Here is a 24,339-nt window from a genome sequence, read left to right as displayed (position 1 = left end):
CCCCCCCCCCCCCCCCCCCCCCCCCCCCCCCCCCCCCCCCCCCCCCCCCCCCCCCCCCCCCCCCCCCCCCCCCCCCCCCCCCCCCCCCCCCCCCCCCCCCCCCCCGACACTGAACATTTCAGCCCGGCGACGACCCGGCGCAGCATGGTCCACCGGTTCGGTACGGCGTGAGAGGATCGGCGAGTGAATGCGCCCTCGGTCTCGTACTCGATCACGGTCCGGCTTGAGGTCCCGGCGGTCGGCGGTGGTGTCGGCCAGCTGACCATGGCCGTCGAGCAGGCCGGCGGTGCCATCACGGCCCTCGACGTGACCCGCTCCGGCCACGAGCGGCTGAGCATCGACGTCACCTGTGCCGCGCGGGACACCGATCACGCCGACCAGCTGGTCGAGGTGATGCGGTCGGTGCCGGGCGTGGTGATCGGCAAGGTCAGCGACCGGACCTTCCTGATGCACCTCGGCGGCAAGATCGAGATGAACGCCAAACACCCGATCCGCAACCGGGACGACCTGTCGATGATCTACACGCCGGGCGTGGCGCGGATCTGTACGGCGATCGCGAAGAACCCCGAGGACGCCCGCCGGCTGACGATCAAGCGGAACAGTGTGGCGGTGATCACGGACGGCTCCGCCGTGCTCGGCCTGGGCAACATCGGCCCGAAGGCCGCGCTGCCGGTGATGGAGGGCAAGGCGGCGCTGTTCAAGCGGTTCGCCGAGATCGACGCCTGGCCGCTCTGCCTGGACACCCAGGACATCGACGAGATCATCAACGTGGTCAAGGCGGTGGCACCGGGCTTCGCCGGGATCAACCTCGAGGACATCTCCGCGCCGCGCTGCTTCGAGATCGAGGCCCGGCTGCGGGAACAGCTCGACATCCCGGTCTTCCACGATGATCAACACGGTACGGCGATCGTCGTCCTGGCCGCGCTCTACAACGCGCTTCGGGTGGTCGGCAAGGAACTGTCCAAGATCAGGATCGTGATGTCCGGGGCCGGTGCGGCCGGCACCGCGATCATCAAGCTGCTGCTGGCGGCCGGCGCGACGGACGTCGTCGTGGCCGACATCGCCGGCGTCGTACACCGCGGCCGGGACGGCCTGGCCGGCGAGCTGGCCTGGCTGGCCGACCACACCAACCGGCTCGGCCTGACCGGGACGCTGTCCGACGCCATCGACGGCGCGGACGTGTTCATCGGCGTCTCCGCGCCCGGCGTGCTGACCGGCGCCGACGTGCAGCGGATGGCCGACAAGGCGATCGTGTTCGCGCTGGCGAACCCGGAGCCGGAGATCGACCCGGCGGTGGCGATGGAGTACGCCGAGGTGGTGGCGACCGGCCGGTCCGACTTCCCGAACCAGATCAACAACGTGCTCGCGTTCCCCGGCGTCTTCCGCGGCCTGCTGGATGCCCGCTCGACCGAGGTGACGACGCCGATGCTGATCGCCGCGGCCCGGGCGCTGGCCGGTGTGGTCACCGACGAGGAGCTGAACGCCGCCTACATCACGCCGAGCGTCTTCCACGCCGACGTCCACCACGCGGTGGCCACGGCGGTGCGGCAGGCGGCCGGCGGCGGGCCGGAGGCGGTGGAGGCCGACGGGCCGCTCGAGGCGGCGACGTCCGACGGCTGATCCAGCACGGTTGATGGCGCAGCCCGCGGTCGTCGGAGGCGGACGCCCTTCCCGGGAAGGGCGTGTCGGCCGCCGGATCCTGCTCGGGGCCGTGGTGATCAGCTGCCTGGTCCAGGTGGTCGCGCTGTACCGTCCGGCCGGGCCGCCGACGCCCGATCTCGTACCGCATCTGGACAAGGTCGGCCATCTGGTGATCTTCGCGGCGCCGGTCCTGCTGATCATGCTCTGGCGATCGGCCCGGCGCGGCGGCCGGGTCGGACCGCGGTTCGGCGGGGCGGTGATCGCGATCTTCGTCGGGCACGCCGTGCTGAGCGAACTCGTCCAGGGGGCACTGCTGCCGCAGCGCAGCGGTGACCCGTTCGACGTCGGCGCCGATCTGCTCGGCATCGCCATCGGGTACGGTACGGCGGTGCTGATCATTGCTCGGCGGACCCTGATCTCACGACGGATGCCGGGGGACCGATGACCGAGGTGGCGCCGAAGCCCGGCCAGCTGCTGGTCGCCAGCGTGCTGCTGAACGAGGGGATCTTCAGCAGGTCGGTCGTGCTGGTGCTGGACAGCGATGCCGACGGCGCCCTCGGAGTGATCGTCAACGAGATCGCTCAGACCCGGCTGGAGGCCGTGCTGCCGGACTGGGTGGACGCGGTGACCGAGCCGCGGCTGCTGTTCAGCGGCGGGCCGGTGTCACCGAACGGCGCGATCTGCCTGGCCAGTGTGGCCCGGTCCGGCGAGGAACCGCCGGGCTGGCGGCGGCTCTACGACGACATCGGGCTGCTGCACCTGGACACGCCGATCGAGATCGTCGCCGGCGCCTACGCCGACCTGCGGATCTTCGCCGGCTACGCCGGCTGGGAGCCCGGGCAGCTGCAGACCGAGATCGCCAACGGCATGTGGCACGTGGTGTCGTCCACCTATGCCGACGTGTTCGGCGGCCGGCCGCACGACCTCTGGCGCCAGGTGCTGCGCCGGCAACGCAACCGGCTCTCCTTCTTCTCCGCCTACACCGACGAGGCCGAAGCCAACTGAGGGCTCAGGACGAGGCGCTGGAGTAGCGGCCGAGGGCCAGCCGCCAGTGCAGCCGGGTCAGCGCCACGATCACGACGGTCGTTCCGGCGACCCCACCGAGCAGCCCCGGATCGACGCCGTGGCTGACGAACTGCACCGGCAGCGTGGCCGCAGCCCCGATCGGGACCACGAAGATCAGTACGACCCGGATCGCGGACGGGAAGAACGCCACCGGGTAACGCCCGGCCGAGAGCGCGGACAGCACCAGATTGTGGATGTAGGAGGCGGCTTCGAACCAGAACGCCAGATAGGCGAGGTTCGCCCAGATCGCACTGATCGTGGCCAGCCCGCACGCGAAGATCAACAACGCCGCCAGGACGTCGAGCGGCGCCAGCGGCGTGCCCCACAGCCCGACGACGATCAACGCGCTCCCGGCCAGGGCCCCGGTCAGCGAGGCCGGCTGGACCCAGCGGAACGTGGTCAGCCACTGGGCCGAGGCCGGCCGGATCAGGATCGTGTCCAGTTCGCCCTCGCGGACGTACTGGTCGATCCGGGTCAGGTTCGGCGCCACGAAGGCGTTCACCAGGCCCATCGCCACCTGGAACATCCCGGTCACCGCGATGATCTGGCCGCCGGTCCAGCCGCTCACCTGGGGTGAGCTGCGGATGATCAACAGCACCGGGATCAGGCCGGTGGCGATCTCGGCCAGAGCGACCAGCGCCGTGGTCCAGGCCTGGGTCCGGAACTGGGCGTCCCGCTTCAGCGCCTGGACCGCGACGGCCCGCCAGATCCGGCCGTGCCGCCGGAGTTGATCAAGCAGTGTGGTGATCATCAGGCTCCCACCGCCGAGTAGGATCGCAGTCCGAGCCGCCAGACCGCCAGTGCGGCGCCGGCGAAGACGATCAGCCAGCCGAACTGCTGGGCGAAGCCGAAGACCAGTCCGCCCGGCACCCGGTCCAGCAGCACCTCCATCGGGAACGACACCATGAACCGGAACGGCTGCCAGAGGGTGATGCCGCTGATCTCCGGCGGCATCAGGGCGAGCGGGACGATGACGCCGGCCAGCACCGGAGTCATGATCGAGATCGCGAAGTTGAACCCCTGGACGTCCTCGAACCAGAACGCCAGCGAGCCGCGGGCGATGTCGAAGATGTAGCTGATCGCCATCGCGACCGCGATGGCCAGCCCGAACAGCAGCCAGCGGGCCGGCGTGGCCGGCAGCGGCAGCCCGCCCGGCACGATGACGACCATGATCAACACCAACGGAACCAGCAGCAGGAGCTTGATCGTCTTCTCGCCGAGGTTGTTGGCGAACCCGTCCAGATGTACCGAGGCCGGCCGGATCAGCCACTTGTTCAGGCTTCCGTCGCGGATCATGCCGGCGAGATAGAAGGCGGTCCAGGACGAGGTGAGCATGTTCACCACGGCCACCAACAGGAAGTAGCTGTTCAGGAAGCCCGGGTGACGTCGACCTGGGCGCCGGCGGCCAGCGCGGCCTGCCAGACCGCCAACGACACCAGCGGCGCGAGCAGCGTGCCGAGCTGCATCAGCAGGAAGTCGCCGCGGTAGACGAAGGTCAGGCCGATGTTCAGGGCCAGCACCCGGCCGAACACCCGCAGGTGCCGGCGCAGCGGCCGGGACTTCATCGGAGTCCGCCGGTCAGCACGGTGCGCATCACGTCGTCGAGGTCGGCCTCGGCCACCTCGACATCGACCAGCTCGCCCCAGTCCGGGGCCGCGGACAGCAGTTCGGTGATCTTGGACCGGTCGGCCTCCAGCCGGAGGATCGGACCCTCGCTCTCGATCATGATCACGTCCGGCGGCAGCGCCGTCGGTGGGCTCGGCGGGCTCGCGTACGTCAGCGTCAGGCGTTTCGCCGGCCTGGTGGACCTGATCAACTCGGTCAGCGACCCGTCGAAGCCGAGCCGGCCGTGGTCGACCAGCAGCACCCGCTCGCACAAGGCCTCGACGTCGTCCATGTTGTGGCTGGTCAGGATGATCGTGGTCCGGCGCTGCCGGTTCACCTCGCGCAGGAAGTCCCTGATCACCGCGGTGGAGAGCACGTCAAGGCCGATCGTCGGCTCGTCCAGGAACAGCACGTCCGGCTGGTGCAGCAGGGCACCGATCAGTTCGCACTTCATCCGCTCACCGAGGGACAACTTGCGAACCGGGATCGTGAGCAGGTCGCTGACCGAGAGCAGTTCGGCCAGCTCGGCGACGGACCGGTCGAAGGCCGCGTGGTCGAGGTCGTACATCGCGCGGTGCACCAGGTAGCTGTCCATGGCGGAGACGTCCCACCAGAGCATCGACTTCTGGCCGAGCACGACGGCGATCCGGCGCAGGAAGTCGAAGTTGCGCCGCCACGGTTGGTGGCCGAGCACGGAGACCGTACCGGAGGAGGGGCGGAGCAGGCCGGAGAGCAGCTTCAGCGTGGTGGTCTTGCCGGCGCCGTTGCGGCCGAGCAGGCCGACGAACTCGCCCGGCTCGATGGTCAGGTCGAGGCTGTCCAGCGCTCGACGGGTCTCGCGGGTGCGGTGGAAGAGGCTCTTGACGGCCCCACCGAGGCCGGGCGACTGACGATGGAAGCGATAGTCCTTGGTCAGGCCTGAAGTCGTGATCACGGGCATGGTGACTCCTTTGCTGCACGTATATCTGCGGCGCCGGGAAGGGTTGCTGACTATGGCGGAAGATGTGCAGCCTGGAGGTGGCGCCCGTACGGACGCCGAACAACGAAGGTCCGGGCTGCGGACCTAGTTAGCTCGCCCGATCACGGGGCAGAGCATAGTTCAGGTCGCCCAGGAGTGCGGACCGATTTTCGTCGCTCGAGATCAGAGCGGCATCGACGCGCGGTCGTAGTCGAGCGGATCGATGCCGTCACGGCCGTAGATCAACTTCTCGAACGCGGCCCAGCCCTCGGCATCCACGTAGGTGGCCTCGGCCGCTGAGACCGGCAACAGCCAATCGATGTTGACGGCCAGGTCGCCGCTGCGGAACCGAGCGAACTCGGGTGAGAGGAAAGGAGGCCGGCCGAGATAGAGCGTGTTCATGCTGGACAGGTCGCCGAGGTGCGGGATGTTGCCGACGACCGTACCGATCTCGGGGAGTTCGCGCAGTGCCAGCACCATCCGGCCGTAGTCGCCGAGCACGTACGGCAGCACGGTGTGGCGCAGCCGCTCGGGAGCGACCATGATCAACTCGAGCCGGAAGTGCCCGTCGGCCGTCAGCGAGTCGAGGATGTAGTCGCTCAAACCCACCGTGGCGTAGACGACGGCGCCGTCGATCCGGCTCGGGGCGAACTCGACGACCTGGAAGCCGAACTCGGCGCCGGCCTGGTCGGTCGACCAGGCGGCGGAGACCGAGCCGAGGTGACGGGTCAGGTGGTGGTACAGCTGGTCGGCGAGCCCACCCACCGCCGACGCTGTTCCCCGTCCGCCTCGGCCCGGCCGGTCTGCCACCCGGTCGGCGACATTCGGGATCGTGGGGATCCCGGCCCCGGCGTGCCAGCCGGTCCCACGGCGCTGGCCGTCGTCGTGGGACCTGGTCCACCTGTGGTCACCGGCACGTCGGGGCGGCTCGGCGAGGCAGGTGCCCGATGTCGCGAAAACCCCTTCACCGCCACGAAAGGCGGGGTACTCCAGGGCTCGAAACATCGCAGTCCTCCTCCGTCGCGCTCGTACTGGGCGTTCATGAGGTGGACGGCGGAACCGGCGCGACTTTGACGCCGATCAAGGTGTGATGTGAATCACAACTTCACGCGTCGAGGAAGGCGGCAACGCGGGCGAGGTGACGGGCGTGCTGCTCGGAGCCGCCGCCCTCGTGACCGTTGTACGGCCAGACCGCGATGTCCTTCGGGCCGGCGTAGTGGTGGTATGCGGCGAACACGGTCGACGGCGGGCAGACCTGGTCCATCAGCCCGACCGAGAAGGTCGCCTCGGCACTGGCCCGGGCGGCCAGATTGACCGTGTCGAAGTACGCCAGCGTCGCGAACACCTGGTCGATCCGGTTCCGGTGCCCGGACAGGTAGCGGGCGATCTCGGCCCGCGAGCCGACGCCGCTGATCTCGGTGGCCCGGCGGAACAGGGCGAACGAGGGTACGTCGAGCAGGGCCAGCGCCAGGTCGGATCGAAGGCCGGCGACGGCCAGCCCGATCCCGCCGCCCTGGCTGCCGGCGGCGAGGACGACCTCCGCGTCGGCCCCGACCAGGTCCCGGGCCACGTCGACGAACCGGTACGCGTCGACGTAGACCCGGCGCAGGTAGAACCGGTCCCGGTCCTCGATGCCGCGGGTCAGGAACCCGGGCACCTCCCCGGTCGGGTCCGCACTCGTGCCGCTGGCTCCCGGGTCGCCGGTGCTGCCCGGGCTGTCCGAACCGCCGCCCTGGCCGCGGACGTCCATCACCAGCACGGAGACGCCGAGCGCGGCATAGGAGAGCCATTGGTGCGGGTAGCCGCGGCCGCCGTTGTAGCCGGGGTAGTGCAGCACGCAGGCCGGCCGGCCCCGTGGTGCGTCCGGCCGCAGCCACCAGCCCCGGATCCGGTGCCCGTCGAAACCGGCGAACTCCACGTCGTGCACGGTCAGACCGGCGAACGGCGCCGGCTCGGGCCGGGTGATCACGTCCAGCGGCCCGGACTGCTCGGTCAGCGTCGCGGACCAGAACGCGTCGAAGTCGCCCGGTTCGTCGCGCTCCGGCCGGTACTGCCGGAGTTGATCAAGCGGGAGGTCGAACAGCGGCACGGAGTCTCCTTCAGTTCAAGGGTTTCCCGGCGACGACGACCTGGTGCAGCCGGAGCGTCGGGTCGCCCGCCGCGAAGTCGAACAAGATCAGATCGGCCGGAGCGCCGGGCTCCAGCGTGCCCCGGCCGCCGGCCAACAGGCCGGGGTTGCCGGTGGCCAGCCGGAGCGCGTCGGTGAGCGACAGCCCGGCCAGCCGGACGGCACCGGCCACCCCGTGGGCCAGCGGCACCGCTGCGCCGGCCAGGTAGGTGTGGTTGGCGTCGCCGAGCCGGCCGTCGGCGGTCAGCACCACGTCGCCGCCGACCGGGGTCCGGTAGCGGCCCGGCGGCATCCCGGCCAGCGCGGCGGTGTCGGAGACCAGGTAGGCCCGGTCCAGCCCCTTGGCTCGCAGCATCGCGGTCAGCGTGGCGGCCGGCAGGTGGTGCCCGTCGGCGATGAAGCCGCAGCTGAGCCGGTCCTCGGCGAGCTGGGCCCAGAGGTAGTTCGGGTGCCGCGGCAGGTTGGCGTGGGCGCCGTTGCCGAGATGGGTGGACCAACGCGCGCCGGCGTCGACCGCCGCCGTGATCTGTTCGGGCGTCGCGTGGGTGTGGCCGATCGACACGGCCACGCCGCGGTCGACCACCGCGGCGATGTAATCGGTCACTCCGGGGAAGTGCGGTGAGACCGTGATCATCCGGATCGCGCCCTCGGCGGCCTGCTGCCAGGAGTCGAACTCGGTCAGGTCGGGCGGCCGTACGTGCTCGGCGGGATGGGCGCCGCGGGCGCCGTCCTGCTCGGAGATGTTGGGACCCTCGACATGGATCCCGGCGATCACGTGGGCGGCCAACGGGTCCTGCCGGCGGGCCTCGGTGATCGCACGTAGTGAACGCAGCATGGCGTCCGGCGCTTCCGTGATCACGGTGGCGAAGGTGGTCGTCGTACCCGCCCGGACCAGGGCGTTGATCATGGCGATGATCGCGTCGGCGGTCACGTCGGGACCGTTCGCGTCGTGGCCGCCGAAACCGTTGACCTGGATGTCGACCAGGCCCGGCGCGAGCCAGGGGAGTTCGACGTCTCCGGCGGCGCCCGCCTGCCGCACGTCGGTGATCCGTCCGTCCGCGTACCGCACCTCGATCGGCCGGCCACTGCCCGGGTCACGCCCGGTGAGCGACTGCTGCTGAGTCATGATCCCCGATCCTCGCATGCAACCGATTGCAGATCAACGCCGCGATTCCGGCCGGCTGGGTGTAGTGTCACTGAACGTCCGGCCTGCGAAGGGAGGTGCCGCGGTGAGCAAGGTGACAATCTACTCCATCGCCGAGGAGCTCAATGTCTCGGCCTCGACGGTGTCGCGCGCCTTCAGCCGGCCCGAACTGGTCAAGTCCGATGTGCGGGACCAGATCCTGGCGCTGGCCGAACGGCTCGGCTATCAGCCGAACAAGACCGCCCGGCGGCTGGTCACCGGAGTGACCGGGGCGATCGGCCTGTTCGTGCCCGACATCACCAACCCGTTCATGCCGCCGCTGGTCCGCGCGATCCAGCAGGCCGCCGTGGACCGGGACGCGTCGGTGCTGCTGGTCGACGCGGAGGAGGACAGCCGTGCCGAACTGGGCCTGATCACCCGGATCGCGGGCCAGGTGGACGGCATGATCATCGTGTCGCCGCGGTCGGCGAGTTCGGTGATCAAGCAGGCGGTGGGGCGCAAGCCGGCGGTGTTGATCAACCGGGTCATGGACGGTGTGCCGTCGGTGGTCTGCGACAACACCTCGGCCCTGCGGGAGGCCGGCGATCACCTGGTGAAGCTGGGCCACCGGACCATCGCCCTGCTCCGTGGGCCGTCGGCGTCCTGGGCGGCGCAGCGGCGGGCCGAGGCGGTCCGGACCTGGGCCCGGAAGGCCGACGTGACGCTGGTCGAGCTCGGCCCGTTCGAGGCGTCCTTCGACGGCGGCCGGGCCGGGGCCGAGGCCTTCGCCGAGTCCGCGGCGACCGCGGTGTTCGCCTTCGATGATCTTGCCGCCTGCGGAGTGGTCGCCGGGCTGGCCGACCGGGGCCTGAGGGTGCCCGAGCACCGGTCGGTGATCGGCTGCGACGACGTGCTGCTGGCCCGGGTGCTGACGCCCAGTCTGACCACGATCACCGCGCCGGTGGACGATCTCGGCACCACGGCGGTACGGATGCTGGAGGACGCCCTGGCCGGCAACGAGCCGGATCCGGTCCGGTTGCCCGGCGCCTTCGTGCCCCGGGACTCCACCGGACCCGCCACCGCCTGAGCCTCAGGCGCGGAGCGCGTCGGCCAGCCAGCGGCCGCAGCCGGCGACCACGTGGGCGGGCGCCGGGTGGCCGCGATCGTGCAGCAGCGTGCTCAGCCCGTACGGCTCCGGCCAGGCCGCCTTGGCTCGCTCGGCCAGCGGCAGATTGGCCGGCCCGTCGCTGTCGCCGCCACCGACCAGCAGGAACGGCCGCGGCGCGGCCAGCGCCAGCAGTTGATCATGATCGCGGTCCGGCCGGTGATCACCGTGGTACCAGGGCGCGTCCCAGTTCGAGTGATCAAGACCGAGTCCCGGCTCGTGGGCGACCGCGGCACCGATCCGCTCGTCCAGCGCGGCCAGGTGCAGGGCGAGTTTGCCGCCCAGCGAATGCCCGAAGACGCCGAGCCGTCCCGGGTCGACGCCGGCCACGCCGAGCCGGTCGGTGGCCCCGGGTTCGGTGATCTTGTCGAGGACCAGGCGCAGGTCCGCGATGCTGCGACCGAGTCCGGTGCCCGGCAGTCGTGTGGCGTGCCGGGCGGCCGGCGGCCCGTACCGGCCGGCCAGATCAAGGGGTGCGTCGTCGGCCGCCTCGACCTCGAACCACCACGGCACGGCCAGCACCGCGAGCCCGTACGCCAGCAGGGCGGAGCCGAAGGCCCGGGACGGCTGGTCCGGCGGTGCGGCCGGACGACGGCCGACCAGCCCGAACAGCGGCTCCACCTCGTAGAAGGGCATGATCACCAAGGGGTGCGGCCCGTCGCGGTCCGGCCGGACCAGCAGGCAGTCCAGATCGTCGCCGAAGCTGTGCAGGCGCAGCACCCGCCCGGTCCGGTCGCCGACCGGCCGCTCCGCGATCGCGGTCAGCGAGCCGTCCGGGTCGGGTTCGGCGCCGAGCCAGTCGATCCACCAGCGTCGGTCCGCTCCGGCCTGCGAGATCGCCATGGGCCAAGCCTGCCCGATCCTCGCCGCGGTCCGATCGGCGGGATGCGGGGTGCTCCGGCCCGGGTCAAGATCATTAGGCTGGAAGCTCGTCGCGCCCGGCGTCGGGGGCGACCCGATCCCTGGACGGTGATGCATCGTGCCGATGACGGTCGAGGTGCCGAGGTTCCGTGGCGACGGAGTGATCGAGTTCGCGTCGCACGAGTATCGCGACCCCGGGCCGGGCGAGGTGCTGGTCCGGATCGGGGCGAACGCGATCTGCGGCACCGATCGGCACGAGTACTTCCAGGGCAGCCCGATCGTGCCCGGCCACGAGGCCGCCGGGGTGGTCGCCGCGACCGGCTCCGGCGTCAGCCTCGCCCAGGGCACGCCAGGCGTGATCTTCCTGATGGACTACTGCGGCGACTGCCGCAGCTGCCGGGCCGGTGCGACCAACCAGTGCTTCGCCAAGCGCGGCGACGTCGGCCAGAACACCGACGGCGGCTACGGCCCGTACGCCATCGTGCACGAGACCAACTTCTTCCCGATCGACGCGGACCTGCCGCTCGCGACCGCGACCATGTTGCTCGACGTGATGGGCACCAGCGGGCACGCGCTCGGCCGCGCGGAACGGATCCGGGACGACATCGAGAGCGTGTACGTGGCCGGTGCCGGGCCGATCGGGCTCGGCCTGATCGTCATGGCGGTGATCAGGTACGGCAGCGGCTTCCCGATCTTCGTCAGTGAGCTGAACCCCTGGCGGCGTGACCTGGCCGCTTCGCTCGGCGCGACCGTGGTCGAGGACGAGGCGGCGCTGCGTGATCTTGGTCCGGACGTCGCGTTCGACTCCACCGGGAAGACCGCCGCGCGGCGGACGGCGCTGTCCGCGTTGAGCAAGCGCGGTGCGCTGGTCTGTGTCGGGCACGGGGAGGGCCTGGAGCTGAACGTCTCGGCGGACCTGATCGCGCCCGAGCGGGCCGTCCTCGGCAGCGAATACTTCCGGTACGACGAACTGCCCACCAACCTGGACCTGCTGCGGAAGCATCGGCACCTGGTCGAACGGGTGATCACCCATCGGTTCGACGTGTCCCGGATCGCCGAGGCGTTCGCGCTGTTCTGGACCGGCGAGACCGGCAAGGTCGTGATCACCCAGGAGTTCGACGCGTGACCGCCCCGCGGAACGTCGCCCCGCTGAAGGTCGCCGTGGTCGGCACCGGCGGCTGGGGCACTCAGCACGCCCGGATCTTCGCCGGCCGGCCGGACACCGAACTGGTCGGCGTGCTCGGCCGCGACCCCCGCCGGACCGCCGCCCGGGCCGCCGCCTTCGACACCCGGCCCTACACCGACCTGGCGGCGATGATCGACGCCGAGCGGCCGGACCTGATCACGGTGTGCCTGCCCAACGAAGATCACTACGACGTGACACTGCGGCTGATCGAGGCCGGCATCGCCCTGCTGGTGGAGAAGCCGCTGGTGTTCGAGCTGGACCAGGCCGACTTCCTGATCGAGAGCGCCGACCAGGCCGGCATCTTCTTCGCGATCAACTTCAACCACCGCTATGCCGAGCCGGTGGTCCGGGCCAAGGCGGCGCTGGACGCCGGCGAGCTGGGCGAACTGTCCTTCCTCAGTTGGAGATTCGGCGGCGAGCCGAACCTGGGCGCGTCGGCGCACGGCAACCTGATCGAGACCCAGTGCCACGGCTTCGATCTGCTGGAGCACCTGGGTGGCCCGATCACCTCGGTGATGGCGCGGTTCGGCCCCACGATCGACGGCGCGCACCGGACGGTCGCGTTGGCCCTGGAGTTCGCCGGCGGTGCCGTCGGCACGCTGCTCGGCAGCTACGGCTCCTCCTACGCGTACCCGGGCACGCAGGTGATCGAGCTCAACGGGGATCGCGGCCGGGCGCTGATCGAGGACACGGTCCGGCGGCTGACGATCTCCACGGCCGGCGACGAGGAGAGCCGGGTCTGGCAGGCCGGCTACTTCAACGACGAGGCGCGGTCCTTCCACACCACCTTCGACCGGCACGTCGACGCGGTGATCACCGCGCTCCGGGCCGGGGACCCTCCGCCGGTGCCGGCCCGGGCCGGTCGTCGGGCGCTGCGGCTGGCGCACGCCGCGATCGCGTCCGACCGCACCGGCCGCCGGGTCGAGGTGCCGACCGGCTCATGATCAGGAACTGAGCGCCCGGTCGATCTCGGCCAGCACGACGTCCTCGACCGCTGGGTCGAACAGGCCGGGCAGGCCGAAGTAGTACGGCGACTCGGCGGGCTCGTAGCCGCCTTCGGCCATGTGCCGGGCAGTGATCAGGTAGCCGGTCATCCCGTTCGTGTAGCCGAGCACGATGGCGCCGGAATCCGTGCGGTCCTTGGCATGGCGGCCGAACCGGGTGACCAGCTCGGCGGAGAAGCCGAGGAACCGGGTCGACTCGGTCAGCCGGAGGTCGGTCAGCTGTACGGTCACCGGGGCGACCAACCGGTCCGGCTCAGCCAGCATCAGCCGGGCCCATTCGGCGACGTGCCCGTCACCGGTCGCCAGGGCGCGCAGCTCGCCCGGCGTCCGGCGATCGGGGACCGGCACCTCGAACGGACGCTGGGTGACCGCCACCGCCGGCGTCTCGGGACGCCAGTCGCCGGTCCGGAGGAGCTCCTGCACGGCGTCGGCGAGCCGACCACCGAACGCCTCCACCTCGGCCTGTTCGGCCGCCGGGAATTCCGTACCCACATAGCGATCCGGGTTCACGTCGCCGCAGCAACCCTGCAGGTAGAGGGCGATCCCCGCGCCGCCGTCCTCGAGGGCCGACATCGCCGCGCCGGTGAAGTCGGACGTGATCGCGTTCGCGTGGTGCAGCACCGGATGGCAGGCGTGCTGGACCAGCAGCGCGACCGGTTCGCCGGCAGCGGACCGGAACCTGATCACGGTCGCCTCGTGATCGAGTTCGGTCAACGGATGGGCACCGGCGGTGCGGGCGTGCCGCCGGTCGACGCCGAGCGGGACCATGATCGACGACCGCTCCACCGTGACCGGCTGCTGGCCGGCCAGGGCCCGCTTCGCCGAGGCGAGGACGGTGTCCGTCAGCAGGTCGAGGAACCGGTCGTCCGGGACGCCGAGCGAGCCGAGGAAGCGCCGGCCGGCCTGCGGCCCGGAGTGGGTGTGGGTGGCGTGCAGGATCAGGTGATCGCGGTGGATGCCGTACGTCTCGTGGAAGCGGTCCTTGATCAGCTCCACGACGTCGTCGCCCCAGAACAGCAGGTCGGCCGAGACGAGCAGCACCGGATGATCATGGTCGGTGCCGAGGGCGAGGGTACGCAGCCGCAGCGGCGACAGGACCCGGTCGGCCGGCCCGTCCGCGGCCCGGGCGGCGAAGCCGGCCAGGGCGATCGGCAGCGGCAACGGCAGGTCGGTGCGGTCGGTTCCGATGGTGATCCGTGCGTTCACTGAGGGTCGCTTTCACTGTATGAGGGGGAGCTTCCCGCCCGGCAAGATGGTCACGCGACGACCCGGATCCGCTTCCGGGCCGACGTTATCGTAAGCCCCGGCTCCGCAACGGCCGGAGCCTGCCCGGCAACGGGCCTGCTCGACGGATGGAGACCGCGATGGTGGACACGGTGCTGCGGTTGGCGGTGGTCGGCGGGCGTCGCGGCCGGCACTTCGGGCGCGCGCTGGGCCGGCTGGCCGACCGGATCCGGCTCACCGCGGTGTGCGACCTGTCGACCGAGGTGCTGGACGCCTGGCGGGCCGAGTTCCCCGCGGCGAGGACGTACCAGAGCTTCGAGGACCTGCTCGCCGACGACCAGGTCGACGCGGTCTTCCTGGCCACCCCGCTGCCGTTGCACGCCGGCCAGGCGATCGCGGCGCTGGACGCGGGAAAGCACGTGCTCAGCGAGGTCACGGCCATCACCACCCTGGACGAGGGTGCGGCCCTGATCGACGCGGTCCGGCGCACCGGGCTGACGTACATGCTGGCCGAGAACTACTGCTTCATGCGGCCCAACCTGATGGTCGAGAACCTTGCCGCACAAGGGATCTTCGGCGAGGTGACCTACCTCGAGGGCGGCTATCTGCACGACTGTCGGCACCTGATGCACACGCCGACCGGCGAGCTCACCTGGCGCGGCCGGCTCCGGGTGGACACCAACTCCGTCTACTACCCGACCCACTCGCTCGGCCCGATCGCCCGCTGGCTCCGGGCCGCGAACGGCGCCGATGATCGTTTACTGTCGGTCTCGGCCTTCACCACGAGGAACGCCGCCGTCTCCGATCACTTCGCCGACCAGTTCGGCCATGATCATCCGGCCGCCGACCCGGGCTACTGGCGGCAGGGCGACTCGGGCACCGCGATGATCACGACCAGCTCCGGCGCGCTGATCTCGCTGCGGATCGACGCCGCCTCGCCGCGGCCGCACAACATGACCCACTACGCCCTGCAGGGACGGGCCGGGGCCTACCAGTCCGCCCGGCACGACGGCGAGGACCCCCTGGTCTGGCTGGCCCGCGACGCCGCCCCGGCCGAGGCCGGCACCGAGCCGGAACGGCACTGGACCTCCCTGTGGGACTACGCGGGCGAGTACGAGTCCGACCGCTGGCGGGACCGGATGGGCGTTGCCGCCGAGTCGGGTCACGGCGGCGGCGACTTCTTCGTCCTGGAGGAGTTCGCGGCCTCGATCAGCGAGGGTCGGGCACCCATGATCGATGTCCACGACGCCGTCCTGTGGAGTGCGGTGGTCCCACTCAGCGCGGAGTCCATCCGCCAGGGCGGAACTCCGGTGCAATTCCCGCCCCACCTCCGCTGACCGGTCACCGAAGCAGCCGTTTCGGCGGCGTGTCGCTGCAGTGGTGACCGGTCGGTGAAGGGGCACGGTAGACAGCGTTGGCGGAGGTTCGTGCGCAAGCCGCGGCGGGCGGGGCGTGTGTAGGTCTCCGGTGGGCGGCCTTTGTAGGTCTCCGGTGGGCGGGTGTGTGTAAGCCCGCGGTGGGCGGGCACAGTGCGCGGTGTTCGCGGTGGGCGGAGGTCCCATGTCGTGGGCCGGCTGGATCACGGCCTGGATTCGCGGCCCCGGAATTCGACCTCCAGCGCGACGGCCGAGCGCCCTCGCCGGCGTGTCAGGGGACGCAGTGATGACTGGTCGTCGAAGCTCGGGGCCGCCTCCTCTGCAGGCTGCAGCCATCCCTCCGCCCCGGACGTCGGATCGGCCGGCCCCGGAGCCCGCGTCACCGGGCCGGCCAGGCGTAGGCCGTGACCCCTCGGGCCGACCGGTCACCAGTGCAGCGACACGCCGGCAGAATGCCTGCTTTTGTGACCGGTCGGCGGGCTTTTCAGGGGGTGGCGATCAGCTCCTGGATCGGGCCTCGGTGGAGGGACCGGTAGACGCGGTCGCGGAGCAGGTTGGCCTCGGCGTCGGTGAGGGTGCGGTCGAGGGCCTGCCAGGTGAGCCGGATCAGGGCGTTGTGCTGACCAGGCCGGATCCGCAGCCGTTCGACGGCACCGGCCGGCAGAGCCGTCGCCGGGGTGTCGGTGACGACGGCGAGGTCGGCCAGTAGGTCCGCGTCGTCCCCGAGTTCGGCCCGGGCGAGATCGCCGAGCAGCTCCGGGTCGGGTGCCTCGTCGATCACGATCGAGATGTCCCGCCGGATCGCCGGCATCACCGAGACCGGGTGCCAGGGCTCCAGATCGCGGAGCTGTCGTACGGTCTCGGGATGACGGGACCGCAACAGCCGGATGTCGCCGATGCCCTTCCTGATCATGAGCGCGCGATCGAGCCCGAGCCCCAGGGCCAGGCCGGACCAGACGTCCGGATCAAGATCGGAACGGGTCAGCACGGTGCGCCCGGCCAGGCCGCACTCGGCCAGTTCGAGCCATTCGCCGTCGATGCTGACGTCGACCTGCAACCCGTGCGAGGTGTACGGGTGCACGGCGGGGATCACCCGCCATCGGGCCCCGGGCAGTACCGCGTTGACGACGGTCCGGGCCAGCCGGTGCAGATCGTCGACTCCGAGGCGAGGCCCGTTGCTCAGTCGCCACAGGTCGACCTGGTGCGGGGTCCCGACGTGGGTCCGATCGATCACGTCGCGCCGGTACACCAGGCCGGGCAGGGCCAGGATCCGATCATGACCGGGGGGCGCGTCACGCAGCCCGTCGAGCAGGCCGGGCACGCCCGCGCTGGTATGGCTGCGCAGCATCACCGACGGGCTGAGATGCCTTGAATAGCGGGAATCCCGGGTGATGTCGTCGCCCGCGTAGCCGAGCCGGTCGTAGTTGTCGGCCGTCGCGACCAGCGGCGGCAGCCGGTGCTCGACGACGGGCACACCGGCGTCCCGGCCGACCGCGTCGAGGATCTCCTTCAAGATCAACTGGAGGGAGTGCCGGCCGACCGCCGGATCGGTCAGATCGGGTACGGCGAGCGCGGCGGACAGTTCGGACGGCGAGAGATAGTGAAGCTGAGACATGGGAGTGGTCCTTCGCTGGAGGTCTGGAACAGGGGAGAGAACCCCTCGACCACTCCGGACCGGATCAGCGCAGCGTCAGCACGCCCCGGCCGGACTGCGGCCGAGGGCGGAGAAATCGCCGACTGTCGATCATGATCAAAACGATAACGCGGGCCGTTACCGATCCTCAAGTCGGTCGGGCCGCGGCGGTTTTTCACGTTGCGTGAAAAACCGCCGCTTTACCAGAGAAACAACCCAGGTAAAGCGGCAAGAAACGTGGTGCGGTGGGACGCGTGTGGCCTCAGGTGCCGCTGAAGTCCTTGACCAGGGCCTCGGCGGCGCGCTTCAGTTCCGCGGCGACGGCGGGCACCTCGTCGGTGGCGAACCGGCTGGCCGGGGCGGACAGGCTGATCGAGGCGGGCAGCCCGATGCCGGGCAGCGGCACGGCGACGCAGCGGCCCTCCTCCTCGTTCTCCTGGTCGTCGATGGCGTAGCCGAGCTCGCGGATCCGGTCCAGTTCGCTCAGGTACGCCCGCACGGAGGTGATCGTGGTACGGGTCCGGCGCGGCATCCCCTCGGCGGCGAGGATCGCCTTCACCCGGTCCACGTCCAGGGTCGAGGCGATCGCCTTGCCGAGCGCCGTGCAGTGGATCGGGTCCCGGTCGCCCGGCCGGGCCGCCAGCCGCACGCTCTTCGGGCTCTCCACGATCTCGATGTAGGAGACCCGGTTCCGGTCCAGGATGCCGAGGTTGATCGTCTCGGAGAACTGGTCCCGCAGCCGGTTCAGTTGCGGGCGCGCCCGATCGGCCAGGACGTTGAGCTGCTGCGACTGCAACGGCAGGAACGCGGCGCCGATCCGGAACAGTCCGGTCGGCTCGTCGCGGCGCACGTACCGCCGCTCCTCGAGCGTCGCCAGATAGCGGAAGGCGGAGCTCTTCGGGAACGCGGCCCGCTCCGCGACCTGGGTCAGCGTGAAACCCTCGGGGTTCTCCTGGATCAGGTCGAGGATGTCGCAGACCCGCTGGACGGCGCGGATCGAGTACGCGTTGGTCGAGGGCTGATCCATCTGCTGACACTCCAGTTCCGTCGGCGGGCACTCAGGTTAGCCTGGATCCGTGGACGGGCGCCGTAGCGAGCGGCGTCAGAGGGGTGCGCTGGCGGTGTCGCCGGCGCGAGGGTGGTCTGGTTGACCATTGAGTGTCGGCGACGCCGCCAGCGTGCCGCTCTGGCGTCGCGCAGTAGGCGACCGCCCACGGATCCAGGCTAGAGCCCTGCCGAGAACGTACTGGCCAGAAAGATGGATCCCTGCGCTACCAGCCGATCGGCGCGCCGCCGGTCTCCGCGCTCTGCTGGGCCAGCAGGGCGACCCGGGTCGCGAGCAGGCTCTCCTCGGTCGTCACGGCCGGCTCGGTGCCGGCGATGATCGCGTCGAAGAAGAACTGCATCGGCCGCAGCGGCGCCTCCAGTGGCTCGGTCCAGGTCGGCCGGTCGTGGGTGGCCACGGTCAGGGTCTCGTAGCCCCAGTCGATCTCGGCCGTGCCCTCGGACCCGCTCAGCCGCATCCGGTAGTGCCCGTGCAGTTCGGCCGCCTCCGGGGACAGCCAGTTCGCCTCGATGGTGGCGATCGCGGAGCCGGCCCGGAGCAGCAGCGCGACATGATCATCGAAGTCCGGATGATCGGCGCTGCGGACGTTGCCGGTCGCCGCCGAGACCGTACCGCTGGTGGCGCCGGTGAAGAACAGAGCAAGATCGACATCGTGCACCGGCAGGTCGCCCGCCGCGCCGCCGTACGCCGCCGAGTCGAAGAACCAGGCCGGCCGGTTGGACTGGGTGAGCTTGTGCGGGCCGGTGCTCGCGATCAGTGCCAGCTCACCGAGTACGCCCTCGTCGACCAGTCGCTTGGCCGCGACGGTCGCCGCCGAGAACCGCTTGGTGAACATCAGCCCGAGCCTGCGATCGCTGTCGGCGAAGGCCTTGGCGATCTGGTCCAGCTGCTCCAGGGTGGTGCAGAGCGGCTTGTCGGCGAAGACATGAGCGCCGGCCGCGAGCGCGGTCAGGACGGCCTCGCTGCGCTGCGCATAGATCCCGGAGACGACGGCGACATCGATCTTGTGCCGCTCCAGCAGCTCGGCGTGGCTGGCGTAGACGGGCGCCGAAACGCCGCCGAGGAAGCGTTCCCGCATGGCGGCGTCGGGCTCGCTCGCGGCGACCAGGGCGACGTCGTCGCGCCAGGCGATCTCCTCCAGCGCCTCGCCGATGTGCGGGTGGGCTGCGCCGAGTACGGCGACCTGAAGCATGGCTTCTCCTTGATCAGGAAAGTTCGTCGGGGTTCACGGCCCGGCCGGATTCGGCCGCGGCATAGATCGCACAGAGCAGTCGTACGGTGGCGACGGCGTCGTCGAGGTCCGGCTGATCTTGCGGATCGGAACCGAGCGCGTCGATCAGCTGCAGCCACTGCGTGACGTGGCCGGCGATGCCGATGTTCGCCGGGTCGGCGGCACCGCTCTTGACCTCCTCGCCGGCGGCGGGCGGGGGGAGCGGCACGTCCCAGCGGATCACCTCGCCCTGACCGAGCTCGATGCCGCCGGACGCGAACTGCAGGGTCACCGTCGCCGGGGTGCCGGGCGGGGTCGCGGTCGAGGTGCTGATCATGCCGAGCGCGCCGGACCGGAACGACAGCGTCGCCACCGTCGTGTCCTCGGCGTCGATGGCGTGGCCGAGCGTCGCGTACTGGGCGGTGACGGTGGCGACCGGGCCGGCCAGCCAGCGCAGCAGATCGATGTTGTGGACGCCCTGGTTCATCACCGAGCCGCCGCCGGCGGCCATCGAACCGCGCCACTCGACCGCCGCGTAGTAGTCGTCATCGCGCCACCAGTGCACCTGCGTCGCGGCCAGCCGCAAAGCGCCCAGCTCGCCACCGTCGATCAGTTGCTTGACGTGGGCGTACTCGGACTCGTAGTGGCGTTGCGCGACCATCCGGACGATCCGGCCCCGCTCCTGCGCGAGCTGCCGGATCCGTTCCGCCTCGGCGACGGCGAGGGTCAGCGGCTTCTCGACCAGGACGTGCTTGCCGGCCTCGAGCGCCGCGACGGTCAGCTCGCCGTGGGTCTGCGACGGCGCGGCGACGGCGATCACGGCCACGTCCGGGTGCTCGATCACGGCCTCCGCGGAGAGCTGCTCGGCGTCCGGCCAGCCCGCCTCGGCCGCCTTGGCCGGGCTGCCGCCGCTGTAGGCCACCAGGGAAACCGGCTGATCACCCGCTTCGGCGATCGCCGCGAGCGCCCGGGCATGGGTGACACCGATGCTGCCGAGGCCGATGATGCCGACGCCGAGGCGGTTCGCGGGGATCATGGGGCCCAAACCTATGCTCTTGCCGATCATGATGCAACCGATTGCAGGCCTGTCGGGTGACTGCTAGAGTTCCTCGAATCAGCGTTTCACCGCACGCACTCCCACCCGCCTCGCAGACATGGGTAGCTTCTCAATGACACGGAGTACGGAAACCACCCCCGGCCCCGACCGCGACTGGGCGACGAGGTTCGACCGGATCATGCCGTTCGGCTCCAGTACGTCCTCCAAGCGAGCCCGGCTGACTCCCGAGGAACCGACCGTGATCGTTCGCGGCGACGGCTGCCGCGTGGTCGACGACCAAGATCGCGAGTTCATCGACTTCCGCAACTCGCTCGGTCCTGTGACGCTCGGCTATCGGTACCCGGCAATCGACCAGGCCATCCGCGACCAGCTTGACCGGGGCATCGTCTTCGGGCACCCGCACCCGATCGAGTGCGAGGTGGCGGAGCGGTTCTGTGATCTTGTGCCGGGCATGGAACAGGCCCGCTTCCTGAAGACCGGCGGCGAGGCGATCGCGGCGGCGATCCGGATCGCCCGCGCGCACACCGGCCGGGAGCGGATCATCCAGGTCGGCTACAACGGCTGGCTGAACAGTCTCGGCGGCGGCGGGGTCGTGCTGCCCGGCCAGGCCGGCGCGGTGGCCGGCGTGCCGAAGGCGCTCAGCGAACTGCACCACCCGGCCGCCTGGAACGACGTCGCCGGCGTGGAACGAATCCTGGCCGAGCATCCGGGCCAGATCGCCGCGATCGTCGTCGCGGCCGACTACGCGGGCATCGGCGCCGGCTGGCGGTTCTACCCGGCCCTGCGCAAGCTCGCCGATGATCACGGAACGTTGTTGATCTTCGACGAGATCGTGACCGGATTCCGGATCGCGATCGGCGGGGTGACCGAGTACTTCGGGGTACGCCCCGACCTGGCCGTGTTCGGCAAGGGGATCGCCAACGGGATGCCGATCTCGGTGTATGCCGGCCGCCGCGATGTGATGGCGGCCTGCGGCCCGGGCGGCGCGGTGATCTCCTCCACCTTCGGCGGCGAGACGCTCTCGCTGGCCGCGGCCCGCGCCGCGATGGACGTCTACGTCGAGGACGACGTCGTCGGGTATCTGTGGCGGGAGGGCGAGCGCTTCTGGGGTCAGGTGGACCGGGTGCTCGCCGACCAGGGCGTGCCTATCACGATCAAGGGCTATTCGCCCTGCCCGGCGTTCGTCGCCGCGGACGATGCTCCGGCCGGTGTGCTGGACCGCTTCTTCCGAGCGGCCTACCGGCACGGCGTGTCCCTCTACACGATCTCGTACGTGAACTTCAGTCACCGCCCGGCCGACCTGGACGAGGCCCGGGACCGGCTGGCCCGGGCCGCCGCCGACGTGGCCGCCGAGCTCGCCGGTGCCCCGGTCGCGGAGGGCGCCCGATCATGATCATCGACGCGCACACCCACCTGACCGCCGGCGAGTCGGCCCTGACCGACGTCGCGGTCGCCGAGTGCGCCCGGCTCGGCGTGGACAAGATCGTCTGCTCGTCGATCGCCGGTTACCGGCACTACCCGGTCGACCAGCAGGTCAGCCGGGCCAACGACGCGCTGGTCGAGGTGATGCGGGCGCATCCGGACCTGGTGCTCGGCTACTGCTACGTCAATCCGCGGCACGGCAAGCCGGCGTTGGACGACCTGCGCCGTCGGGTCGAGGAGCAGGGCATGATCGGGATCAAGCTCTGGGTGGCCACCCGGTGCGACGATCCGCTGGTCGATCCGGTGATCGAGCAGGCGATCGCGTACCGGCTGCCGGTGCTGGTGCACGCCTGGCGGAAGACGGTCGGTCAGCTGTCGTACGAGTCGACGGCGGAGAACGTGGCGCGGCTCGGCCGGCGCTACCCGGAGGCTTCGATCATCATGGCCCATCTGGGCGGGCAGACCGAGAGTGCGATGAACGCGATCGCGCCGTACCCGAACATCCGCACCGACACCTCCGGCTCGCTGATCGGCGGTGCCGAGGTCGCGATCGCGGTGCAGCGCCTCGGCGCGGAGCGGGTGATCTTCGGGTCCGACCTGCACGGCGGTGATCTTGCGGTCAACATCGGCAAGATCCTCGCCGCCGAGTTGTCGCCGTCCGACCAGGCACTGGTGCTCGGCGGCAACATGGCGGCCCTGCTCGCGGAGGTACGGCGATGAGCACGCCCACGATCCCGGCCGGTGACCCGCTGGCGATCTTCGCCGCCCAGCGGGCCGTCGACCTGACGGCGTTCGTCGGCACCTGGCCGTGGCGCTTGCAGGCGACTGCCGACCCGGCCCGGCTGACCGGGTTCGCCGACCGGCTCGGCCTCGAAGGACTCTGCGTGAGTCACCTCGCCTCCGTGTTCGGGTTCGACACCAACGCCGGCAACGAGGCGCTCTGGCAGGCCGCGGCGGATGATCAACGGCTGTGGCCGTTCGTGATCATCAACCCGACCGAGCCCGGCTGGACCGAGGAACTGGAACGGGCGACGCGGAACGGGGCGCGCGGGATCCGGCTGGTGCCCGCCTATCAGGGCTTCGGGCTGTCCGGGCCGGCGGTCGCGGACCTCTTCGGGGCCGCCGACGATCTCGGACTGCCGGTGCAGGTCTGTGTCAACCTCGACGACGAGCGGGTCCGGCACCCGCGCTACGCGGTGGACTCGATCGACTCGTCGGCGATCGCCGAACTGATCCGCGCCAGGGCCGGTCGCCGGCTCGGGCTGAGTGGGATCAAGTACACCGACTGGCCGGAGATCGCGGCGCATCTCGATCATGGTCATGATCTCTCCCGGGTGCTGGTGGACCTCTGGTTCACCAACGGGCCGGTGGGCGCGCTCGGTGAGCTGTGCCGGAGCGGGCTGGACCGGTTGTTCGGCTTCGGCAGCTGCCATCCGGTGCAGGAGCTGGTCGCGACGGCGTACCAGCTGGGTGCCGCCGACCTGGACCAAGATCAACGAGCCCGGCTCAGCGGCGACAACGCCCGGCGCTGGTTCGACACGGAGGAGGAGTGACCCCGGTGCAGACCGTGCAGGCGTGGTTCCAGGCCGGCGACGGCGTGGTGGTGACGGAGGGCAAGCTCGACCAGCCCGGTCCGGACGAGGTGTTGATCGCGCCCGCGTTCAGCTACCTCAGCGCCGGCACCGAGTTGATGTCGCTGCGTTCCTACCGCTCCGCGGCGGCCGGCGAGCGACCTTCGGCGCAGCCCGGCTACAGCCAGGCGGGCACCGTGCTGGCTGTCGGCGAACGGGTCGACCGGATCGCCGTCGGGGACCGGGTGGTCGCGATCGGCGCCGGCGCCTACCACGCCTCACGCACCCTGGTGGCCCGCAATCTCGTGGTGCCGCTGCCGGACGAGGTGGACCTGGCCGACGCGGCGACGATGGCCATGTGCTGCTTCGCCCTGGAGGCGGTGCACAAGTCCGCGGCCCGGATCGGACAGTCGGTGGTCGTGTTCGGCGCCGGCATGATGGGGCAGTTGGCCGCGCGGCTGTACCGGATCGGCGGTGCCCGGGTGGCGATCGTGGACTCGGAGCCGTACCGGCTGTCGCTGGTGCCGTCCGGCATCGCGACCTTCACGACCGATGATCATGGTTGGGCCGGGCTGGCCGAGTGGGCGAAGCCGTACGGGATCGAGCATGCCTGCGTCGCGTTCGGCGGCGACGCCAGCGAGACCATAGAGCGGCTGAAGCTGATCATGGCGACCGCGCCGGACGGGGTGCCGCACGGCCGGGTCGTCTTCCCCGGCGGGGCCCGGGCGACGCTGCTGCTGGCCTCCAACCTCGGCAACATCGAGTTCCTCAGCTCGGCCAAGGCCGGTCCGGGCTACCGGGATCCGGTCTACGAGAGCGGTGCGGACTACCCGACCGTCTATGTCAGTTCCCCGGTCCGGCGCAACGTGGAGACACTGCTCGACCTGATCAGCCGGCCGGCGGACGATCCGGGCCGGCTCGACCTGACCGGCCTGATCACCCACCGGTTCCCGATCACCGAGGCCCCGGACGGCTACCGGCTGGTCGAGGAGTCGCCGGGCGAGGCGATGGCCGTCCTGTTCAGCTACCCGGATCCGGACTGAG

At 70.8% G+C, this 24,339-nt stretch carries 24 protein-coding genes; 11 read left to right on the top strand and 13 right to left on the bottom strand.

The features are described 5' to 3' along the window. Positions 1 to 183: 183 nt before the first annotated feature. The 3 genes from AC6CCG_RS28570 to AC6CCG_RS28560 are packed head-to-tail and all read left to right on the top strand — an operon-like array spanning position 184 to position 2,646. A complete protein-coding gene (locus AC6CCG_RS28570; RefSeq protein ID WP_496658163.1) occupies positions 184 to 1,620 on the top strand; it encodes an NAD-dependent malic enzyme in 1,437 nt (478 codons plus the stop codon). Positions 1,621 to 1,633: 13 nt separating this feature from the next. Continuing rightward, on the top strand, positions 1,634 to 2,086 hold the full coding sequence (locus AC6CCG_RS28565) for a VanZ family protein (RefSeq protein WP_496658162.1): 453 nt from the start codon (positions 1,634 to 1,636) through the stop codon (positions 2,084 to 2,086). After that, on the top strand, positions 2,083 to 2,646 hold the full coding sequence (locus AC6CCG_RS28560) for a YqgE/AlgH family protein (protein ID WP_496658161.1): 564 nt from the start codon (positions 2,083 to 2,085) through the stop codon (positions 2,644 to 2,646). The genes AC6CCG_RS28565 and AC6CCG_RS28560 overlap by 4 nt, the downstream gene beginning before the upstream one ends. A gap of 4 nt (positions 2,647 to 2,650) precedes the next feature. Here AC6CCG_RS28560 and AC6CCG_RS28555 read toward each other — a convergent pair whose 3' ends face one another. From AC6CCG_RS28555 to AC6CCG_RS28525, 7 genes are all read right to left on the bottom strand, one after another. Continuing rightward, positions 2,651 to 3,457, bottom strand: a complete 807-nt coding sequence (locus tag AC6CCG_RS28555; protein ID WP_496658160.1) for an ABC transporter permease — start codon at positions 3,455 to 3,457, stop codon at positions 2,651 to 2,653. Next, positions 3,457 to 4,056 carry an ABC transporter permease gene (locus tag AC6CCG_RS28550; RefSeq protein WP_496658159.1) on the bottom strand — a complete coding sequence of 200 codons (600 nt, stop codon included), beginning with the start codon at positions 4,054 to 4,056 and terminating at the stop codon, positions 3,457 to 3,459. The genes AC6CCG_RS28555 and AC6CCG_RS28550 overlap by 1 nt, the downstream gene beginning before the upstream one ends. A 17-nt stretch (positions 4,057 to 4,073) precedes the next feature. Then, entirely contained in the window at positions 4,074 to 4,271 is a 198-nt protein-coding gene (locus tag AC6CCG_RS28545) for a hypothetical protein (protein ID WP_496658158.1), read from the bottom strand. Then, positions 4,268 to 5,251 (bottom strand): ABC transporter ATP-binding protein, encoded by a 984-nt coding sequence (locus tag AC6CCG_RS28540; protein ID WP_496658157.1) that lies wholly within the window; start codon positions 5,249 to 5,251, stop codon positions 4,268 to 4,270. The genes AC6CCG_RS28545 and AC6CCG_RS28540 overlap by 4 nt, the downstream gene beginning before the upstream one ends. Positions 5,252 to 5,452: 201 nt before the next feature. Continuing rightward, entirely contained in the window at positions 5,453 to 6,034 is a 582-nt protein-coding gene (locus AC6CCG_RS28535; RefSeq protein WP_496658156.1) for a suppressor of fused domain protein, read from the bottom strand. A 340-nt stretch (positions 6,035 to 6,374) separates the two neighbouring features. Then, a complete protein-coding gene (locus AC6CCG_RS28530; protein ID WP_496658155.1) occupies positions 6,375 to 7,358 on the bottom strand; it encodes an acetylxylan esterase in 984 nt (327 codons plus the stop codon). 10 nt (positions 7,359 to 7,368) lie between these two features. Further along, positions 7,369 to 8,523, bottom strand: a complete 1,155-nt coding sequence (locus AC6CCG_RS28525; RefSeq protein ID WP_496658154.1) for an N-acetylglucosamine-6-phosphate deacetylase — start codon at positions 8,521 to 8,523, stop codon at positions 7,369 to 7,371. A gap of 103 nt (positions 8,524 to 8,626) precedes the next feature. Here AC6CCG_RS28525 and AC6CCG_RS28520 point away from each other — a divergent pair, with 103 nt between their 5' ends. Next, on the top strand, positions 8,627 to 9,607 hold the full coding sequence (locus AC6CCG_RS28520) for a LacI family DNA-binding transcriptional regulator (protein WP_496658153.1): 981 nt from the start codon (positions 8,627 to 8,629) through the stop codon (positions 9,605 to 9,607). A 3-nt stretch (positions 9,608 to 9,610) separates the two neighbouring features. Here the strand turns inward: AC6CCG_RS28520 and AC6CCG_RS28515 are convergent, their stop codons facing one another. Next, positions 9,611 to 10,528: a dienelactone hydrolase family protein gene (locus AC6CCG_RS28515; protein ID WP_496658152.1), complete on the bottom strand. Its 918-nt coding sequence runs from the start codon at positions 10,526 to 10,528 to the stop codon at positions 9,611 to 9,613. A gap of 142 nt (positions 10,529 to 10,670) precedes the next feature. On the opposite strand from AC6CCG_RS28515, the gene AC6CCG_RS28510 reads away from it, so the two are divergent. Together AC6CCG_RS28510 and AC6CCG_RS28505 are read left to right on the top strand one after the other, a co-directional pair. Continuing rightward, a complete protein-coding gene (locus AC6CCG_RS28510; protein WP_496658172.1) occupies positions 10,671 to 11,672 on the top strand; it encodes an alcohol dehydrogenase catalytic domain-containing protein in 1,002 nt (333 codons plus the stop codon). Continuing rightward, positions 11,669 to 12,676 carry a Gfo/Idh/MocA family protein gene (locus AC6CCG_RS28505; RefSeq protein ID WP_496658151.1) on the top strand — a complete coding sequence of 336 codons (1,008 nt, stop codon included), beginning with the start codon at positions 11,669 to 11,671 and terminating at the stop codon, positions 12,674 to 12,676. Before AC6CCG_RS28510 ends, AC6CCG_RS28505 begins: the two co-directional genes overlap by 4 nt. Here AC6CCG_RS28505 and AC6CCG_RS28500 read toward each other — a convergent pair whose 3' ends face one another. Continuing rightward, positions 12,677 to 13,942: a hypothetical protein gene (locus AC6CCG_RS28500; protein WP_496658150.1), complete on the bottom strand. Its 1,266-nt coding sequence runs from the start codon at positions 13,940 to 13,942 to the stop codon at positions 12,677 to 12,679. 146 nt (positions 13,943 to 14,088) lie between these two features. Between AC6CCG_RS28500 and AC6CCG_RS28495 the strand changes: the two genes are divergently transcribed. Further along, the gene (locus tag AC6CCG_RS28495) at positions 14,089 to 15,297 is read left to right on the top strand and encodes a Gfo/Idh/MocA family protein (RefSeq protein WP_496658149.1); all 1,209 of its coding nucleotides are present in this window, start codon (positions 14,089 to 14,091) and stop codon (positions 15,295 to 15,297) included. A gap of 523 nt (positions 15,298 to 15,820) precedes the next feature. Here the strand turns inward: AC6CCG_RS28495 and srmL are convergent. From srmL to AC6CCG_RS28475, 4 genes are all read right to left on the bottom strand, one after another. Then, complete coding sequence (srmL, locus tag AC6CCG_RS28490) at positions 15,821 to 16,951, bottom strand: PheS-related mystery ligase SrmL (protein ID WP_496658148.1); 1,131 nt, start codon at positions 16,949 to 16,951, stop codon at positions 15,821 to 15,823. A gap of 280 nt (positions 16,952 to 17,231) precedes the next feature. After that, entirely contained in the window at positions 17,232 to 17,996 is a 765-nt protein-coding gene (locus tag AC6CCG_RS28485; protein WP_496658147.1) for an IclR family transcriptional regulator, read from the bottom strand. A 244-nt stretch (positions 17,997 to 18,240) separates the two neighbouring features. Beyond that, positions 18,241 to 19,227 carry a Gfo/Idh/MocA family protein gene (locus tag AC6CCG_RS28480; RefSeq protein ID WP_496658146.1) on the bottom strand — a complete coding sequence of 329 codons (987 nt, stop codon included), beginning with the start codon at positions 19,225 to 19,227 and terminating at the stop codon, positions 18,241 to 18,243. Positions 19,228 to 19,240: 13 nt separating this feature from the next. Continuing rightward, a complete protein-coding gene (locus AC6CCG_RS28475; protein ID WP_496658145.1) occupies positions 19,241 to 20,281 on the bottom strand; it encodes a Gfo/Idh/MocA family protein in 1,041 nt (346 codons plus the stop codon). Positions 20,282 to 20,414: 133 nt separating this feature from the next. Between AC6CCG_RS28475 and AC6CCG_RS28470 the strand changes: the two genes are divergently transcribed. From AC6CCG_RS28470 to AC6CCG_RS28455, 4 genes are read left to right on the top strand one after another with little or no spacing between them, the layout of a single operon-like run. Then, positions 20,415 to 21,695, top strand: coding sequence for an aminotransferase class III-fold pyridoxal phosphate-dependent enzyme (locus AC6CCG_RS28470; RefSeq protein ID WP_496658144.1), 1,281 nt, complete (start codon positions 20,415 to 20,417; stop codon positions 21,693 to 21,695). Beyond that, entirely contained in the window at positions 21,692 to 22,444 is a 753-nt protein-coding gene (locus tag AC6CCG_RS28465) for an amidohydrolase family protein (protein ID WP_496658143.1), read from the top strand. Before AC6CCG_RS28470 ends, AC6CCG_RS28465 begins: the two co-directional genes overlap by 4 nt. Further along, positions 22,441 to 23,277 (top strand): amidohydrolase family protein, encoded by an 837-nt coding sequence (locus AC6CCG_RS28460; protein ID WP_496658142.1) that lies wholly within the window; start codon positions 22,441 to 22,443, stop codon positions 23,275 to 23,277. Before AC6CCG_RS28465 ends, AC6CCG_RS28460 begins: the two co-directional genes overlap by 4 nt. Then, positions 23,274 to 24,338, top strand: a complete 1,065-nt coding sequence (locus tag AC6CCG_RS28455; RefSeq protein WP_496658141.1) for a zinc-dependent alcohol dehydrogenase — start codon at positions 23,274 to 23,276, stop codon at positions 24,336 to 24,338. Before AC6CCG_RS28460 ends, AC6CCG_RS28455 begins: the two co-directional genes overlap by 4 nt. The last annotated feature ends 1 nt before the right edge of the window (position 24,339 follow it).

The organism is Microlunatus sp. YIM B11417, assembly GCF_059617205.1.
The sequence above is the reverse complement of the archived record's forward strand: the minus strand, read 5'-3'. Positions and strand labels throughout refer to the sequence as shown.

What these genes read in the sequence shown, in the direction of transcription:
- AC6CCG_RS28510 (WP_496658172.1), top strand. Translation starts at nt 10,671, where the DNA reads ATGACGGTCGAGGTGCCGAGGTTCCGTGGCGACGGAGTGATCGAGTTC.
- AC6CCG_RS28565 (WP_496658162.1), top strand. Translation starts at nt 1,634, where the DNA reads ATGGCGCAGCCCGCGGTCGTCGGAGGCGGACGCCCTTCCCGGGAAGGG.
- AC6CCG_RS28480 (WP_496658146.1), bottom strand. Translation starts at nt 19,227, where the DNA reads ATGCTTCAGGTCGCCGTACTCGGCGCAGCCCACCCGCACATCGGCGAG.
- AC6CCG_RS28515 (WP_496658152.1), bottom strand. Translation starts at nt 10,528, where the DNA reads ATGGCGATCTCGCAGGCCGGAGCGGACCGACGCTGGTGGATCGACTGG.
- AC6CCG_RS28465 (WP_496658143.1), top strand. Translation starts at nt 21,692, where the DNA reads ATGATCATCGACGCGCACACCCACCTGACCGCCGGCGAGTCGGCCCTG.
- AC6CCG_RS28470 (WP_496658144.1), top strand. Translation starts at nt 20,415, where the DNA reads ATGACACGGAGTACGGAAACCACCCCCGGCCCCGACCGCGACTGGGCG.
- AC6CCG_RS28495 (WP_496658149.1), top strand. Translation starts at nt 14,089, where the DNA reads ATGGAGACCGCGATGGTGGACACGGTGCTGCGGTTGGCGGTGGTCGGC.
- srmL (WP_496658148.1), bottom strand. Translation starts at nt 16,951, where the DNA reads ATGTCTCAGCTTCACTATCTCTCGCCGTCCGAACTGTCCGCCGCGCTC.
- AC6CCG_RS28485 (WP_496658147.1), bottom strand. Translation starts at nt 17,996, where the DNA reads ATGGATCAGCCCTCGACCAACGCGTACTCGATCCGCGCCGTCCAGCGG.
- AC6CCG_RS28555 (WP_496658160.1), bottom strand. Translation starts at nt 3,457, where the DNA reads ATGATCACCACACTGCTTGATCAACTCCGGCGGCACGGCCGGATCTGG.
- AC6CCG_RS28475 (WP_496658145.1), bottom strand. Translation starts at nt 20,281, where the DNA reads ATGATCCCCGCGAACCGCCTCGGCGTCGGCATCATCGGCCTCGGCAGC.
- AC6CCG_RS28540 (WP_496658157.1), bottom strand. Translation starts at nt 5,251, where the DNA reads ATGCCCGTGATCACGACTTCAGGCCTGACCAAGGACTATCGCTTCCAT.
- AC6CCG_RS28545 (WP_496658158.1), bottom strand. Translation starts at nt 4,271, where the DNA reads ATGAAGTCCCGGCCGCTGCGCCGGCACCTGCGGGTGTTCGGCCGGGTG.
- AC6CCG_RS28525 (WP_496658154.1), bottom strand. Translation starts at nt 8,523, where the DNA reads ATGACTCAGCAGCAGTCGCTCACCGGGCGTGACCCGGGCAGTGGCCGG.
- AC6CCG_RS28460 (WP_496658142.1), top strand. Translation starts at nt 22,441, where the DNA reads ATGAGCACGCCCACGATCCCGGCCGGTGACCCGCTGGCGATCTTCGCC.
- AC6CCG_RS28560 (WP_496658161.1), top strand. Translation starts at nt 2,083, where the DNA reads ATGACCGAGGTGGCGCCGAAGCCCGGCCAGCTGCTGGTCGCCAGCGTG.